Raw genomic sequence first — 16,955 nt, 5'->3', positions numbered from 1 at the left:
CTATGAAAAATATTGTATTAATCGGTATGCCCGGCGCCGGGAAAAGTACCATCGGAGTGGTGTTGGCGAAAATCCTGGGCTACCAGTTTATTGACTCAGACCTTCTGATCCAACGTCAGGAAGGAAAAGTTCTCCATGAGCTGATTGAAGAACACGGAATTGAGGGATTTTTATCCATAGAAGAACAGGTGAACCGGGATATCCATGTCACCCACAGCGTGATCGCCACCGGCGGAAGTGTAGTTTATCGTGAGCCGGCTATGGAATCCCTTGGAAAAGAAGGCGTTATTGTATACATACAGTTGTCCTACGAAAATATTAAAGCACGGGTAGGAGATTTGGATAAGAGAGGCGTGGTGATCCATAATGGCTGCACTCTTCTGGATCTGTACAAAGAGCGCTGCCCTCTCTATGAAAAGTATGCGGATGTGACTGTTAACGTGGACAGCATGACTATTGAAGGGGCGATCGCGAAAGTCCGCACAGCGGTGCAGGAGGCCCTGGAAGGAGAAGTATGAATAGTAAAATAAAAAGCTGTCTTAGAACTTTTTATGCGGACAACAGGGTCGGACGGCTGGTTTTTCGGTATAGATATTATCTTTTGGCTTTTATTATCCCGCTGCTCATATTGACGGTGGCCTATGTGGCTATCGGGGTTTATCCCTTTGGGGATCGGCAGGTACAGATTATTGACTCTTACCATCAGTATGCGCCTTTTTTCTCAGAACTTCACCGGAAAATCTGGGGCGGGGAAAGTCTTTTTTACAGTTGGAACGGCGGCCTTGGCATGAATTTCTGGGCTATTGTGGCCTACTATCTGGCAAGCCCGCTCAACATACTGCTTCTTCTGTTCCCGTCAGGGCTGCTTTTGGAAGGATTCACTTTTATTCTGATGCTGAAGATCGCTCTGACAAGCACAGTTTTTGCATGGTACATCCGCCGGCGCTTTTGCCGCTATAATATTACTATTGTCTATTTTGCCCTTGCCTACGCCCTGTGCGGCTGGACTTTAGGGTATAACTGGAATATTATGTGGCTGGACTGCCTTGTTCTCCTTCCGGTGATTATCCTGGGGCTGGAGCGTCTGGTGGAGCAGGGGAAGGGATGGATGTATGGCATTTCTTTGGCCCTGTGTATTATCTGTAATTACTACATTGCCATTATGGTGTGTATTTTCCTTGTTCTTTATTTCTTTGTGACATTTTTTGCCATGAAGAAAAAATCCGTGGCCTTATTTTTCAGGCGGGGATTTCTCTTTGCGGGTTATTCTCTCCTGGCGGGAGCTGCCAGCGCTATTTTGGTACTGCCTACCCTGAGCGCTCTTGCGGTGTCTAATTCCGCCGGGTCAAAGTTCCCCACGGAGATAGAGTTTTATCACAGTTTTACCCAGCTTTTGAGCCAGCAGTTTGCCTTTGTTAAGCCTACGGATCTCAGCGGTGATCCCAACCTGTATTTTGGCGTGCTGACCTTACTTTTAGTAGTGCTGTATATTTTTGCCAGAGGTATCCCTGTCCGAACCCGGATACTTAAACTGGGCCTTTTGGCTTTTATACTGTTTTCCACCAATTTCAGAATACTGGATTATATCTGGCATGGTTTTCACTTTCCAAATAGCCTGCCGGCCAGATTTACATTTATTTACGCGTTTCTGGCCCTGTCCATGGCATATGAGGTTGTGATCCGCATCCAGAGGTACCGATTCTGGCAGTATTTTCTCGCCTTTGCCATGATGCAGGGGCTTGTGTGCTGGTGCTGGATGGATGACCAGGTGGATCATGAATCCTACGCATATATTATTACGGAAATCCTTTTGCTGCTGTATTTTATATGGATGTGCCTGTATAAGATCAGCTTTCGGCGCAGACGTATTTTGCGGGGCGCTCTGATGGCTGTACTCACCATTGAGGTAGCGGGCAATAGTATTTACGGTTTATGTGAGAATGGCAGTATTAACCGAACAAGCTATAATCAATATCTGGAATCTGCCGGGGAGCTTAAAAGTATAGCCGATGACCGGGAGAGCGGCGGATTTTACCGCATGGAACTGGATTCTTTCAGTGCCCGGAACAATAATATGTGGCTGGATCTTCCAGGAGTTTCACTGTTCGCATCTACTATGGGGGCAGATATTAATGACCTTATGGGCCGGGTGGGCTATTTTGAGGCGACCAATAAGTACAGCTATGTGGGAGCTACACCTTTGACGGACAGTATTTTCGGGATTAAATATCTTCTGGCCACAGAGGATACAGACCATATAAGGACATTTACCCAGTTGTATTCATCGGGAAACCAGTACCTCTATGAAAATCCTTATGCTCTGTCTCTCGGTTTTATGGTGGATGAGGCATATGCAGACTGGAATTGGACCGTTGGACGTCCGGAGTATGTTCTCAATGATTTTGTCCAGAAAACCACAGGAACGAACCGTTTTATGTTTATGGATGAAGAAGTCGGGGAGCTGACCGGGGAAAACTGTCAGGTTTCTGATGTGGGTGACGGACAGTATTCCTATACAAAGGACAATGCGGGCGATGAGGCGAGTGTAAGACTTACGATGGATATTACGGATGGACAGACCCGGTATATTTACTACAGGGCGTCCAACTGCAGCAGCCTGAAGGTCAGCCGGAATGACTCTGTGGAAACATACTCGGATACCCGGGGCCACATTGTGGAGCTGGGTGACAGCGGCCATGTGGAGCTGGAATTTGTCACTGACAGCGACCACAGCAGCGGCACTATTGAGATTTACCAGTTTACTTATAATCCAGAAGTTTTTGAAGAGTTTTATAACGAAGTCAGCCAGAATCAGTGGGAGATCAGTGAATTTTCCGATACCCATATTTTTGGAACCATCCACGCCGATGAGGACGGTATTATGTTTACGTCTATTCCATACGACAGCGGCTGGACGGTAAAAGTGGACGGTCAAAAAGTGGAGACAGAGTCTATTGACGGTACTCTGCTGTACATTCATCTTTCCGCCGGCGATCACACCGTGGAAATGACATATACTCCTACGGGATTTATTCCCGGTTTTATCATCACTGCGGGAAGCTGTCTGATATTTGCTGTGATTTTCTTTAGAAAACAGAAAAAGAGAGCCCATGACCTTAAACAGTTCCACACAACTCTGTAATAAAAACTTAAAAACTAATTTACAAATCAGGCCAATATGGTATAATAGTCGCAGAGCGGCTATTATACCGCGTCTTTTGCGCAGCGACCGAAGGGAGCATTCATCTGCGCAAAAGTACGCATCCGGGCGGAGCCCTGCGAGGCGAGCAGGATAAGGAAAAGCCCCTGCCGCTGAAATTTTGGTCAGAGGCGCGGCAGCATCCGCGTAGAAATCCGTAGCTATTCGGCCGCGGCTGGATAGATACACATATTAAGAGGTGTGCAATGGAACAATATATAATCAAAGGCGGCAACCCTCTGGTTGGCGAAGTTAATATCAGCGGTGCGAAAAACGCGGCCCTCGGTATTCTGGCAGCCGCAGTCATGTCCAATGACGACGTACTTGTTGAAAATATGCCAAATGTAAACGACACAAATATTTTGCTTCAGGCGATTGCTTCTGTGGGAGCAAAGGTGGAGCGCATTGATAATAATACAGTAAAGATTAACGGGGCCAATATTAGGTCTTTGTGTATTGATGATGGTTTTATCCGAAAGATCCGGGCGTCCTACTATCTGCTGGGAGCCCTTCTTGGAAAGTATAAACGGGCCAGAGTGGCCCTGCCCGGAGGCTGCGCTATCGGCAGCCGGCCCATTGACCAGCACATTAAAGGTTTTCGGGCACTGGGGGCCAAGGTGAGCATTGAGAACGGCATGATTGTTGCCGAAGCGGATCAGTTGGTGGGAGCCCACATTTACTTTGATGTGGTTACAGTAGGTGCTACCATTAACGTGATGCTGGCGGCCTCCATGGCCGAAGGCCGTACCGTTCTTGAAAACGCCGCGAAGGAACCGCACATTGTGGATGTGGCCAACTTCCTTAATAGCATGGGCGCGGATATTAAAGGCGCAGGAACCGACGTGATCCGTATCCGTGGCGTAAAGCGTTTCAAAGGTACAGAATATGCTATTATTCCGGATCAGATCGAGGCTGGAACGTTTATGTGCGCTGCTGTGGCCACCAAAGGCGATATCACTGTGAAAAATGTTATTCCAAAACATCTGGAGTCCATCACTGCGAAGCTTCTGGAAATGGGCGCGCAGATTGAGGAATCCGATGACGCTGTACGGGTGGTTGCCACACGCCGGTGTCATCCTACCAATATTAAGACTTTGCCATATCCTGGTTTTCCGACAGATATGCAGCCACAGATACTCATTGCCCTTGGGCTTTCTGATGGCACCAGTATTGTTACTGAAAGTATTTTTGAAAACCGGTTTAAATATGTGGATGAACTGGCACGGATGGGAAGCAATATTAAAGTCGAAGGAAATACGGCTTTTGTCACCGGAGTCAGTGAGTACCGGGGCGCCAAAGTGACGGCACCGGATCTCAGAGCGGGAGCGGCACTTGTGATTGCCGGTCTTGCCGCCGAAGGCTTCACAACAGTGGACGACATTCATTATATCCAGCGGGGTTATGAAAATTTTGAAGGAAAGCTTCGTTCCCTGGGCGGTATGATCGAGCGCGTCAACAGTGAAAAGGAAGCTCAGAAATTTAAATTAAAAATTGGATAAAGGCGTAGCTGTGCGGCCATTTTGTGGCTGATCAGTTACAAGAAAAACTCTCTTATTCAGAGCAATGGAGACTAAGGATCTGCGAAATTGCGGCAACCCCTAATATGGAAGGTGCCTTACCCAAGCGAGTGAAATCGAACAATAAGAGGATTTGAAAAGATGAAATCAAGTCCGCTTTACAGCGGACTTTTTTCTGACATAAAAATATTGACTGTTTTGTTATGCTTTTCGGATTACCGGAAGAAATGCAGGGATTAGCCTGTTCGCGGCAAAACAGTTACACATTATGAAAGGAGTATTTTACCAATGGAAAAATTACTATTTACCTCCGAGTCTGTAACCGAAGGACATCCGGATAAAATGTGCGACCAGATCTCAGACGCGATCCTGGACGCTTTACTGGAACAGGATCCTATGAGCCGTGTGGCCTGCGAGACATGTACCACGACAGGTCTTGTTATGGTTATGGGTGAGATCACAACTAATGCCTATGTGGATATCCAGAAGATTGTGCGCGACACTATCGCTGAGATTGGCTATACACGGGCAAAATTCGGCTTCGATGCGGAAACCTGCGGCGTTATGACCGTTATTGACGAGCAGTCCGCAGATATTGCCATGGGCGTGGATAAAGCTCTGGAGGCAAAGGAAAACAAAATGTCTGACGAGGAGATTGACGCCATCGGCGCCGGCGATCAGGGTATGATGTTTGGTTACGCAACCAACGAAACTGAAGAGTATATGCCTTATCCCATTGCCCTGGCACACAAATTGGCCCGTCAGCTTACAAAAGTCAGAAAAGACGGTACACTGCCTTACCTTCGTCCCGACGGCAAGACACAGGTGACCGTTGAATATAATGAGGACGGAAAGCCTTTCCGTCTGGATGCTGTCGTATTATCCACACAGCATGATGAAAATGTAACTCAGGAACAGATTCATGAGGATATTAAGAAACATGTATTTGACGTGATCCTTCCGAAAGATATGGTTGACGGAGAAACAAAATTCTTTATCAACCCTACAGGCCGTTTCGTTATCGGCGGACCTCACGGCGACAGCGGTCTCACAGGCCGTAAGATCATTGTAGATACCTATGGCGGCTATGCCCGTCACGGCGGCGGCGCATTCTCCGGAAAAGACTGCACAAAGGTAGACCGCTCCGCAGCTTACGCTGCAAGATATGTGGCTAAAAATATTGTAGCCGCAGGTATCGCTGACAAATGCGAGATCCAGCTCTCCTATGCTATCGGTGTGGCTCACCCCACATCTATCATGGTAGATACTTTTGGCACAGGCAAACTTTCAAATGAAAAGATTGTTGAGATCATCCGTGAAAACTTTGACCTCCGCCCGGCTGGTATTATCAAAATGCTGGATTTAAGACGTCCTATCTACAAACAGACTGCAGCTTACGGTCACTTTGGCCGCAATGATCTGGATCTGCCGTGGGAAAAGCTGGACAAAGTAGAGCTTCTTAAAAGCTATTTATAAGTAACAGTTCAGCCAGCAGGAATGGGCAGGCTGCTTGCAGACCGAAAAGTCTTTGCATTAAGATTCAAAAACGTATGAATATGATTGTAAGCCCGGCCGTATATTTCGGCCGGGCTTTGCTGTCAAAAACAGAGATATTGAAAAGGTGTATGGAGGGAAATAGGAGGAGAGAGATAATGGAAGATGAGAAAAAAATAGAGTTGTTTGAAAAAGTGCCTATTATCCGGGCAGTTACTAAACTAGCCATACCTACTATATTAAGTTCGTTGGTGATGGTTCTTTATAATCTGGCGGATACATTTTTTGTGGGCATGCTTAATGACCCGGTACAAAACGCGGGAGTTGCCCTTGCGGCGCCGGTTCTTTTGGCATTTAATGCGGTGAACAATCTTTTTGGCGTAGGTACTTCAAGTATGATGAGTCGGGCTCTGGGAAGGAAAGATTATGAAACGGTTTATCGGAGTTCTGCCTTCGGGTTTTACTGTTCCATTATCTGTGGTATTGTTTTTTCACTGCTTTGCACCCTGTTTAGCGGCCCGCTGTTATCTCTACTCGGTGCGGATGCCACAACCGTCCAGGCTACGGAAGCTTATATGTTCTGGACAGTGACCTGTGGCGCTGCTCCGGCTATTTTAAATGTTGTAATGGCTTATCTTGTCCGATCGGAGGGGGCAGCTATGCATGCAAGTATCGGAACGATGAGCGGATGCTTTTTGAATATGCTTCTTGACCCTGTATTTATTCTCCCCTGGGGGCTTCATATGGGCGCCGCAGGAGCTGGACTTGCCACTTTTTTATCCAACTGCGTGGCATGTATTTACTTCTTTGTTCTTCTTTATGTGAAGCGGGGGCATACTTATGTGTGTATACGTCCGGCCATGTTCTCTATCCGGAAAAAAATTGTCCTTGGAGTTTTTGGCGTGGGAATTCCCGCATCTATTCAGAACCTTCTTAACGTGACCGGAATGACTGTTTTAAATAATTTTACTTCCTCTTTTGGCGCTGACGCGGTGGCCGCTATGGGGATTACTTATAAAGTCAATATGGTTCCCATGAATATTTCCATGGGAATGTCTCAGGGTATTATGCCTCTGATCAGCTACAATTATGCCAGCGGCAATCATAAACGGATGAAAAAAACAGTTGTATTTGCCTATAAGGCAGCGCTTATTTTTATTATCCTTATGGCACTTATTTATTTTGTCGGCGCGCATTTTGTAGTGGGGCTGTTTATGGATAATCCGTCCATCGTTGATTTTGGCACCCGGTTTTTGCGGGGATTTTGCCTGGGATTACCTTTTTTGTGTATTGATTTTCTTGCTGTAGGAGTATTTCAGGCTGTCGGTATGGGAAAGGAAGCCCTTATTTTTGCTGTTTTAAGAAAAATTGTTCTGGAAATCCCGGCTCTGTGTATTTTAAACTGGCTGTTCCCTCTGTACGGGCTTGCCTATGCTCAGATGACAGCAGAAATTGTTTTGGCGGCGGCCGCTGTTCTTGTTTTATCCCGGTTTTTTGGAAAATTAGAAAAATGACAGAATTGTCACTTTTTTTGTCACCGCCGGGTCATTCCCCAGGGATATACTATGAGTTGCCCGACAAATGGATATGAGACACGGATTGCTCCGCACTTCGTACTCCCGCAATCCTAAAAACACCTCAAATCCGCTCATTTTTCTGCGAAAAATGGCTGCTTTTCGGTGTTTTGCGCGTCACAAGGTCATGCTTGCCTGTGCAAGCGCAGCCCGCATGACCTTTTGCCGCTTGTCTCATACTATGTTTGTCAAAAGGAAAAAAGAAAGCGAGAGGACATTATGAATATTCTGGAAGTCAGTCATTTGACAAAAATTTATGGAAAAGGGGAGAACGCGGTAAAGGCTTTGGATGACGTCAGTTTTACTGTAGAAAAAGGCGAGTTTGTAGCGATTACCGGGCCTTCAGGATCGGGAAAATCCACCCTGCTCCACATTATCGGCGGCGTGGATGCGCCCACCGGAGGAAATGTGACAATTGAAGGGACAGACATTTATAAACTTAATGAGACAAAGCTGGCGATTTTCCGGCGCCGGCAGATCGGCCTGATCTATCAGTTTTACAATCTTATTCCGGTGCTGGATGTGCTGGAAAATATGACGCTTCCCCTGCTTTTGGACGGGCAGAAACCGGATCAGGACTATGTGAAGGAGCTTGTGAAAACTCTGGGGCTGGGTTCCCGGCTTCATCATTTGCCAAACCAGCTCTCCGGAGGGCAGCAGCAGAGGGTGTCCATCGGACGGGCTTTAATGACCCATCCGGCCCTTGTCCTGGCCGACGAGCCTACGGGCAATCTGGACCGGAAAAACAGCAGAGAAATTGTGGAGTTGCTGAAATATTCCAACCGGCGCTACCGCCAGACATTGATCGTTATTACCCATGACGAGAGTATCGCTCTTCAGGCGGACCGCATTATTAATATTGAGGATGGCCGGATTACCAGGGATGAGGTGTTGCGCCAGCCGTCCCACAGGGAGTATATGCCGGAGGTGACACCATGAGTATTGTATCCAAAGTCACATGGCGGTATATGAAAAAGAATAAAAAACGAACTCTCGTGACTATGTTTGGGGTCATTATTTCTGTGGCCATGATCACTGCCGTGCTGACATCCATAGGATCGTTTTTAGATTTATTTCTCCGTCGGGAAATAGAAAACGGAGGCGCATGGATGGCAGAGTATGACGGCATTGACCAGGAAGGATTGGATCAGCTTTACGCTCAGTCGGATATTTCAGCAGTTATGCTGCGGACAGAACTGGGATACAGCCCTTTGCCGGAAGAAAATATGCGGGACATGAATAAACAGTACCTCTATATAGAGGCGGCAGACGCCGGAGCTATGGAAGATATGGGGCTAAAAGTGTCCCAGGGCAGGCTTCCTGAGGCCCCCGGTGAAATTGCGATTTCCAACCAGCTTCTTGCAGATATGGGCGATATTTATGCCATTGGGGATGAGATTACCCTGGATATTGGCCACCGGGAGATGGAGATGGATGGAACGACACAGATCCTTGGTCAGGACTGGGGGTATGTGAATAACCAGCAATATCCCGATTCCGGGGGAGAGCGTTTTGTCTCTGATGATCTGGAAGTCACATACACGGTGGTAGGTTTTGTCAATGTGGGAAGCACCGATTACACCTGGTCTGCCGGGTATAACGCGGTGACTTTTCTTGACCTGGATACATGGCCGGCGGAGAAAAAACTTTCCGCTAGAGTAATTTTCGACCATGTAGACAGAAATATTTATGAGCGGGGCAGACAGATCTCTGAACTTACCGGCTGCGAAAACTTCCGTATGCATGACGACCTTCTCCGTTACTACGGAGTAACACCAAATGATCATATGAACGACTTCCTTTATGTGTTTGCAGGCTTTCTTATCGTCCTTATTGTGGTGGGTTCCGTGTTGCTGATCTACAATGCTTTCGCCATATCTTTGTCGGAGCGGAGCCGGCAGCTTGGTATGCTTTCCAGTGTTGGCGCAACAAAAGCCCAGAAGCGGCGGTCTGTATTTTTTGAAGGGGCAGTCATCGGCGGGATCAGCATTCCCCTGGGCCTTGTGGCCGGTTTCGGCGGAATGACAATCACTTTCCGGTGCATTTCCCCCATGGTTTCTATGGTTATGGACTCCAATCTGGCAATCCGCTGTGTGATTCGTCCGGATATTGTGGCTGCCGCCGCAGGGCTGGCGGTTCTCACAATTTTTATATCCTCCTGGATTCCTGCGGCCCGTGCTTCCAGAATTTCGCCTATAGATACGATCCGCCAGAACAAGGATATTAAGCTGACCCGGCGGAAAGTCAAGACCTCCCGGCTGACCCGGTTTTTATTTCGTTTTGAGGGGGATCTGGCTGTCAAAAATATGAAAAGAAATAAAAAGGGTTACAGGATCACGGTTGTTTCTCTTGTGTTGAGTTTTACACTGTTTCTGGGAGTGGCGGGATATGCGTCCATGATCCAGAGAGCTATGGATGTCAGTGACAATACAAGTAGTTACGATGTGTATGTAACCATGAACCCGGATCGGATTGAGCAGGCGTCTTTGTGTACTTCTCTGGACCAGGTGGATGATTACAATATTATTGTGCGCAATTACCTGTCACTCTATTTTAAAGAGGCAGACAGCCAGAAAATTATTACACAGGATTACCGGAATATTACTATGGATTTTCAATGGGAGGATTACGGCGTACAGTTTATCGGTATGCCCAGAGAAGAACTGGAGAAATATGTGGCGTCGGCGGAACTGGACGCATCGGTGATGGACACTTTTGATGAAAGTCTTGAAAATGGCCAGATACCAGTAATTTTTCTGAATCAGTATAATGTGGTGACCGACAGTTATCAGTGGGCTCAGATGGAAGTGGCGGACGTGGCTTCCGGTGACACTTTTGGAATGACATTGTTTGGATATGATGTTGACGGCAACAGTCATCCTATTAGTGATTTTACACAGATGACGGTGGCGGCAGTGACAGACCAGGTACCGATGGGGATTGCACAGCGGTTCAGACCATTCACTGATTTTTATGTGATCACACTGGATCAGTGTGTTACAGATATGCTAAAGCAGTCTCAGAACTATAAATATAATATCGGCGGAAGCAATACCGCATTTGTCTATATGTCATCTTCAGATCCCAAAGAGCTGTCTGAGGCCGTATCCCAGGTTTATGACGAGCATAGAGGTATTTTTATTGATTACTATTCAGTGTGGGAGACAGAGCAGAGCGACCGGTCTCTGGCCTTTGTCATGCAGGTGTTCTGCTACGGCTTTATTGCCCTCATGACGCTGATCTGTATCGCCAATATTTTAAATACTATATCCACCAGCATTGATCTGAGGCGGCGGGAGTTTGCCATGCTGAAATCTGTGGGCATGGACTCGAAAGCCTTTAACCGGATGCTTGTGTTTGAGAGCCTGCTCTACGGGATAAAGACGCTGATATACGGCATTCCCCTGAGTATCCTTCTGATCTTGGCAGAGTTTGAGATGATGAGAGGCACGTTTTCTTTTGGATTTTTCTTGCCTCTGCCTTACTATATCGGTGCGATCGCAGCTCTCTTTGGCGTTGTTCTCCTTGCCATGGCCTACTCATTCAGCAAGGCGCGCCGGGAGAATATACTGGATGGACTGAGAACGGAATAGGATTTCATATCCATCCCCCGTCTAAAGTAATAATCTGGCCGGTAAGATAGTCATGGCCTGTGGCCAGAGCGAAGATAAGTTCCGCCACCTCCTCAGGGCGGCCCATGCGGCAGGCAGGAATTTCGTCAATAATATCCTGCTGTTCCTTGGGAGAGAGGGTGCTGTTCATATGGGTTTGAATCAGACCACAGGCGATGGCGTTAACTTGAATACTGCTTGGTCCGAGTTCTTTGGCCAGGGCTTTTGTAAAGGCGTTGACGCCGCCTTTTGCGGCGGAGTAGACTGCCTCGCAGGAGGCCCCCACGCTTCCCCATACCGAAGAAATGTTAATGATCTTGCCCTGATGGCGGCGAACCATGGCAGGAATGGCCAGGTGGCAGCAGTTTAGCACAGACAGAAGATCGGTCTGCAAAAGCCGCTTCCACTGGTCCGGATTCATGTCGGTAAAAAGGCCGATGTGGGCGGCCCCGGCGTTGTTGACTAAAACATCAACATCGCCGAAATTTTTCCGGATCTCCTCAAACATAGAAGCGCAGAAATTATAGTTTCCTACATCCCCGGTCAGAGCCAGGCACGGGACGTTTAGAGCCCGGATCTGGCTGGCGGTATCTTCCAGAGCCTCCGGGCTGTGGCTGCTGTTGATAACAATATTCCACTGTGGCCGGGCCCCAGCGCTGTTTTTAACGCTGTGGGTCTGCCCGGCATCACGGGCAAAGCGCAGAGCGGCGGCCTGTCCGATTCCCCGGCTTGAGCCGGTGATGAGGACCGTTTTTTTTGTGTTCTCTATAGTTGACATAAGTTATTGTTCCTTTCATCAAGATGATGTTGAAGTTAAATTATAGCAAACCTCATAATTCTTTTTATTATGACATTTGCTGTGGCGTTACCCTTCCCTGACGGATGACTATCACATGAAAACAGTGTACCTTAAATTGTCAGAGAAGACAAGGAAGTCATGGGCAAAATTCACAACTTTTTTACAATGAAATTATACAAAATCAAGGCTTACATCTTGACAAATCATAGAAATGCAATTATTATGTAACAGAAATGTAAAGAAATAAACCGTTCCATGAAAAAAAATACAAATTCCTCTTTATTTTTTGTGGTTATTGCATTAATATATAGATAGAGTGCAGCCGGAAGTGGGGATGTGTGGTTTTCCGGCGCATTCCGGCTTATGGGTCGTGTAATAAAACATATATGAATAGGGGAGAAAAATATGATATCAAATCAGATTCTTCAAAACACGATGGAAGGTTTGAAGACAATTACACGTGTCGATTTGTGTGTGATGGACACAGAGGGCAACACTCTGGCGTCAACCTTTGATAATGCCCAGGATTACGCCAAGGCAGTGCTGGATTTTGTTAATTCACCGGCGGACAGCCAGGTATTACAGGGGATACAGTTTTTTAAGGTTTTTGATGAACATCAGTTGGAATTTGTGATTCTGGCCAGGGGAGACAGCGAGGATGTTTATATGGTTGGAAAGATCGCCTCTTTCCAGACTCAGAATCTTCTTGTGGCTTATAAAGAGCGGTTTGATAAAGACAACTTTATTAAAAACCTTTTGCTGGACAACCTGCTCCTTGTGGATATTTACAATCGCTCCAAAAAGCTCCATATTGATACGGACGCCCGGCGCATTGTATTTATTATAGAGACCAACATGGACAGAGATCAGAACGCTTTGGAGACGGTGCGGGCCATTTATTCCAGTAAGACTAAAGATTTTATTACTGCAGTGGATGAGAAGAGCGTGATTCTTGTCAAGGAAGTGGCTCCCTCAGAGTCCTACGAGGAACTGTGTAAGTCGGCTAAAGGGCTTCGGGATATTCTTGTGGGAGAAAATCTTCCCGATGTGCGTGTGGCTCTTGGCACCATAGTCAATGAGATTAAAGACGTTTCCCGCTCCTACAAGGAAGCAAAGATGGCTCTGGATGTGGGCAAGATCTTTTACAGCGAGCGCAATGTTGTGGCTTACAGTAACCTGGGGATTGGCCGTCTGATCTATCAGCTTCCCATTCCTCTGTGCAAGATGTTTATTCGCGAGATTTTTGATGGAAAGTCCCCGGATGATTTTGATGAGGAGACATTAACAACTATTAATAAATTTTTTGAGAACAGTCTCAATGTTTCCGAGACAAGCCGCCAGCTCTATATCCACCGGAATACCCTTGTATACCGTTTGGATAAGCTCCAGAAAAGCACAGGGCTGGATCTGAGAGTTTTTGAAGATGCCATTACATTTAAGATTGCTCTTATGGTTGTCAAATATATGAAATATATGGAGACATTTGAGTATTAAGGAGGAAAACCATACCATGATTGCTTTGGATAATGTCTATAAGACTTATTCCACCGGCGTATCTGCTCTTAACGGGATAAGCATGAGGATCAAAAAAGGTGAATTTGTTTTTGTAGTGGGCAGCAGCGGTTCCGGTAAGACGACATTATTTAAGCTGTTATTAAAAGAACTGGAGCCAACTTCCGGTACCATCTATATCAATAATAAAAATATCGGCCGTCTGAGACGGCGCAAGATCCCTAAAATGCGCCGGGGCATCGGCGTAGTGTTCCAGGACTTCCGCCTTTTAAAGGATCGGACAGTCTATGAAAATATTGCTTTTGCTCAGCGGGTAGTCGGAAAATCATCAAAGCAGATCAGGTCCAGCGTGCCTGCCCTTTTAAGCCTTGTAGGCCTTTCCGATAAGGAGAAGGCCTACCCCAACGAGCTGTCCGGCGGTGAGCAGCAGCGCGTCGCCCTGGCCAGAGCCCTGGCCAATAATCCGCCGGTGCTTCTCGCCGATGAGCCCACAGGTAATCTGGATCCTAAGAATGCTTGGGAAATCATGAAACTTCTTGAGGAGATTAATCTTCGGGGAACAACAGTAGTTGTTGTCACTCACAATAAAGACATTGTGGAACAAATGCAAAAACGGGTGATCACACTGAGCAACGGCGTGATTATCAGCGATGAACAAAAAGGTGGATATTATGAGGATTAGCAACTTTTTTTACTGTATAAGGCAAGGTTTGAAAAATATTTTCCGAAACCATACGTTTTCCCTGGCGTCTATAGGTACGATCACATCCTGCCTTTTCCTGTTTGGTATTTTTTTCTGTGTCCTTGTAAATTTTCAGGGATTAATGAAAAATATGGAGACGTCCGTTGGAGTGACTGTGTTCTTTAAAGATGGGGTAACGGAAGAACGTATTCTGGAGATCAGAGACACAGTTGAGCTGAGAGATGAAGTGGCCTCAGTGACCTATGTATCTGAGGATGAAGCCTGGAATCAGTTTAAAGAGCAGTATTTCCCCGATGGGGATGAAGGTATCCTCACTAATCTGGATGAGGACAACCCTCTGACTGGTATGGCCAACCTGGAGATCTCCCTCAGTGATGCTTCACAGCAGAGCGATCTGGTGACTTACCTGGAATCTTTTGAGGAGGTGGATCATGTCAACTCCCTGGATTCAGTGGCGGCCAGTTTTGCGGATATCAGCCGGCTGGTCAGCTATGTGGCCCTGGCTATTATCCTTATACTTATCCTTGTGGCCATCTTCCTTATCAGTAATACGGTGCGCATCGGTATCGCGGTGCGCAGGGAAGAGATAGCTATTATGAAGTATATCGGCGCTACAGATATTTTTGTCCGGGGACCGTTCCTTGTGGAAGGTATTGTTATTGGTCTTGTCGGTTCTCTTATCCCTGTGGCTATTATCCGTTTCCTCTATGTGGAGGTTGTCCAGTTCGTTACGGGGCAGTTCCCGGTGATGAATGTGCTGATGAATTTTGTGCCTGTCCAGAGGATTTTTATTATCCTTTTGCCGGTCTCCCTTGTGATTGGCCTGGGAATCGGCTTTATCGGAAGTTATATTACACTTAGAAAACATATCCGTGTCTAAACATAAAAGGCTCTCTGTACAAATGTGCGGAGGGCCTTTGTAACTATTCAGCCATGCCTCTCGGATTCCCGCAGCTAACGCTGCTTTCCCGCCGCTTGCGCGGCTGGATCCTCGATTATGGCTAAACGCCATATGTCTGGTTTAATAAAAAATCCTCTGCAAGTAAACTTGCGCCGTATTTTTATTAAACCAGCCGCATGGCTGAATAGTTACGAGCCTTTTGTGAATTTATGGTGAATCGGGTTTTATTCCGAAAAGTTTTGTGGTAACATAGAATGAAATGAGACCGGGTTGCCGCCGGCGGCGAGACACCGGTGCAGATGATTTAATCTATCATAGAAAGAAGAGGCAATATCATGGGCAAGAAAAGAATTGTATACGCAGTTCTGGCCGGATCGCTGGTACTTAATTGTATGTTTGTGTTTGCCGGGTGTATGGGGTCCTGGGATTTTTCAAGCTTTTTTCAGGCTCAGGATCAGGGCGGACAGGAAGAATCCTATGAAACAGGAGTGGCAGACGCGGCCAGCCATGCGGATGAGATCGCAGCAAAGCTTGGCACCATTGACGAGATTATTAACAATTACTATCTTAATGAATCTGAGATTGACGAGGAGGCCATGATCGAAGGCATGTATGCCGGGTATGTGGCGGGCCTTGGCGAAGCTTACACCACCTACTATACAGCAGAAGAGTATGCAGATCTTATGGAATCTTCATCGGGAGAGTACTCCGGCATTGGTGTCAGCGTGAGCCAGAATGTGGAGACAGGTATTATTACCGTAGTCAATCCTTTTGAAAATGGTCCTGGATATGAAGCCGGAATCCGCAAGGATGATATCCTTTACGCGGTGGAAGGTGAGGAAGTGACAGGCGAAGATATTAACAATGTTGTGGCCAAGATCAAAGGTGAAGAAGGCACCACAGTAAATTTGACAGTATACCGCCCGTCCACAGGGGAATACCTGGATCTGACCGTGGAGCGCCGGGTTGTACAGAATCCTACAGTGACCTATGAGATGCTGGAGAACAATATCGGCTATATCCAGATCACTGAATTTGACAAGGTGACTGTGGAGCAGATGAACGCAGCGATTGATGATCTTTCCGGCCAGGGGATGAAGGGTCTGATCTTTGATGTGAGAGATAATCCGGGAGGACGGCTGGACAGTGTGTGCAGTATGCTGGACCGGATCCTGCCGGAAGGGGATCTTATTGTCTATACTATGGATAAAGACGGAAACAGGGAAGACCACTATGCCCAAGACGCGGATACTCTGGATATTCCTATGATCGTTCTTGTCAACGGCAACAGCGCCAGTGCCTCGGAGATATTTACCGCAGCCCTTCAGGACTATGGTAAGGCAACGATCATGGGAACAACAACCTTTGGCAAAGGCATTGTCCAGGTGATCCTGCCGCTGGATGATGGTTCCGCAGTGAAAGTGACCCAGTCCCAGTATTATACCCCAAATGGCGTCTGTATCCACGGCGAGGGCGTGACCCCGGATATTGAGGTGGAGCTGGAGACAGGCAGCGAAGCGGCCACCGATGGCGGGACGGCGGCAGACAGTGAGACAGCCGCGGAGGATGAGAATGACATAGATAATCAGCTTCAGGCGGCCATCGACCAGATGAAAACCATGATTCAGTAGAAAAATACAGGCCA

General features: G+C 47.0%; 12 protein-coding genes and 1 riboswitch. Of the genes, 11 read left to right on the top strand and 1 reads right to left on the bottom strand.

The window, feature by feature from the left end; genetic code table 11:
* Window positions 1-2: 2 nt before the first annotated feature.
* The 7 genes from HNP82_RS02475 to HNP82_RS02445 all read left to right on the top strand — a co-directional run bounded on the left by HNP82_RS02475 (window position 3) and on the right by HNP82_RS02445 (window position 11,377).
* Entirely contained in the window at window positions 3-518 is a 516-nt protein-coding gene (locus HNP82_RS02475) for a shikimate kinase (protein WP_183771095.1), read from the top strand.
* Window positions 515-3,142: a YfhO family protein gene (locus HNP82_RS02470; protein ID WP_183771093.1), complete on the top strand. Its 2,628-nt coding sequence runs from the start codon at window positions 515-517 to the stop codon at window positions 3,140-3,142. The genes HNP82_RS02475 and HNP82_RS02470 overlap by 4 nt, the downstream gene beginning before the upstream one ends.
* A gap of 263 nt (window positions 3,143-3,405) precedes the next feature.
* Window positions 3,406-4,698 (top strand): UDP-N-acetylglucosamine 1-carboxyvinyltransferase, encoded by a 1,293-nt coding sequence (locus tag HNP82_RS02465; protein WP_183771091.1) that lies wholly within the window; start codon window positions 3,406-3,408, stop codon window positions 4,696-4,698.
* Between the two features lie 49 nt (window positions 4,699-4,747).
* A riboswitch (SAM riboswitch) is annotated at window positions 4,748-4,846 on the top strand.
* 158 nt (window positions 4,847-5,004) lie between these two features.
* Complete coding sequence (metK, locus tag HNP82_RS02460; RefSeq protein ID WP_183771082.1) at window positions 5,005-6,192, top strand: methionine adenosyltransferase; 1,188 nt, start codon at window positions 5,005-5,007, stop codon at window positions 6,190-6,192.
* 176 nt (window positions 6,193-6,368) lie between these two features.
* Window positions 6,369-7,724, top strand: a complete 1,356-nt coding sequence (locus HNP82_RS02455) for an MATE family efflux transporter (protein WP_183771080.1) — start codon at window positions 6,369-6,371, stop codon at window positions 7,722-7,724.
* Between the two features lie 279 nt (window positions 7,725-8,003).
* On the top strand, window positions 8,004-8,723 hold the full coding sequence (locus HNP82_RS02450) for an ABC transporter ATP-binding protein (protein WP_183771078.1): 720 nt from the start codon (window positions 8,004-8,006) through the stop codon (window positions 8,721-8,723).
* Window positions 8,720-11,377, top strand: coding sequence for an ABC transporter permease (locus HNP82_RS02445; protein WP_183771076.1), 2,658 nt, complete (start codon window positions 8,720-8,722; stop codon window positions 11,375-11,377). Before HNP82_RS02450 ends, HNP82_RS02445 begins: the two co-directional genes overlap by 4 nt.
* Before the next feature lie 4 nt (window positions 11,378-11,381).
* Here the strand turns inward: HNP82_RS02445 and HNP82_RS02440 are convergent, their stop codons facing one another.
* Window positions 11,382-12,173 (bottom strand): SDR family NAD(P)-dependent oxidoreductase, encoded by a 792-nt coding sequence (locus HNP82_RS02440; protein ID WP_183771074.1) that lies wholly within the window; start codon window positions 12,171-12,173, stop codon window positions 11,382-11,384.
* Between the two features lie 426 nt (window positions 12,174-12,599).
* Here HNP82_RS02440 and HNP82_RS02435 point away from each other — a divergent pair, with 426 nt between their 5' ends.
* The 4 genes from HNP82_RS02435 to HNP82_RS02420 all read left to right on the top strand — a co-directional run bounded on the left by HNP82_RS02435 (window position 12,600) and on the right by HNP82_RS02420 (window position 16,941).
* Complete coding sequence (locus tag HNP82_RS02435; RefSeq protein WP_183771072.1) at window positions 12,600-13,688, top strand: PucR family transcriptional regulator; 1,089 nt, start codon at window positions 12,600-12,602, stop codon at window positions 13,686-13,688.
* A gap of 16 nt (window positions 13,689-13,704) precedes the next feature.
* Window positions 13,705-14,388 (top strand): cell division ATP-binding protein FtsE, encoded by a 684-nt coding sequence (gene ftsE, locus HNP82_RS02430; protein ID WP_183771070.1) that lies wholly within the window; start codon window positions 13,705-13,707, stop codon window positions 14,386-14,388.
* Window positions 14,357-15,289, top strand: coding sequence for a permease-like cell division protein FtsX (gene ftsX, locus HNP82_RS02425; RefSeq protein ID WP_330599372.1), 933 nt, complete (start codon window positions 14,357-14,359; stop codon window positions 15,287-15,289). The genes ftsE and ftsX overlap by 32 nt, the downstream gene beginning before the upstream one ends.
* Before the next feature lie 356 nt (window positions 15,290-15,645).
* The gene (locus HNP82_RS02420; protein ID WP_183771066.1) at window positions 15,646-16,941 is read left to right on the top strand and encodes a S41 family peptidase; all 1,296 of its coding nucleotides are present in this window, start codon (window positions 15,646-15,648) and stop codon (window positions 16,939-16,941) included.
* Window positions 16,942-16,955 lie beyond the last annotated feature (14 nt).

The sequence above is a fragment of the Catenibacillus scindens genome, assembly GCF_014202115.1.
GTDB lineage: Bacteria > Bacillota > Clostridia > Lachnospirales > Lachnospiraceae > Catenibacillus > Catenibacillus scindens.
This window is presented reverse-complemented; position numbering and strand designations above follow the sequence as displayed.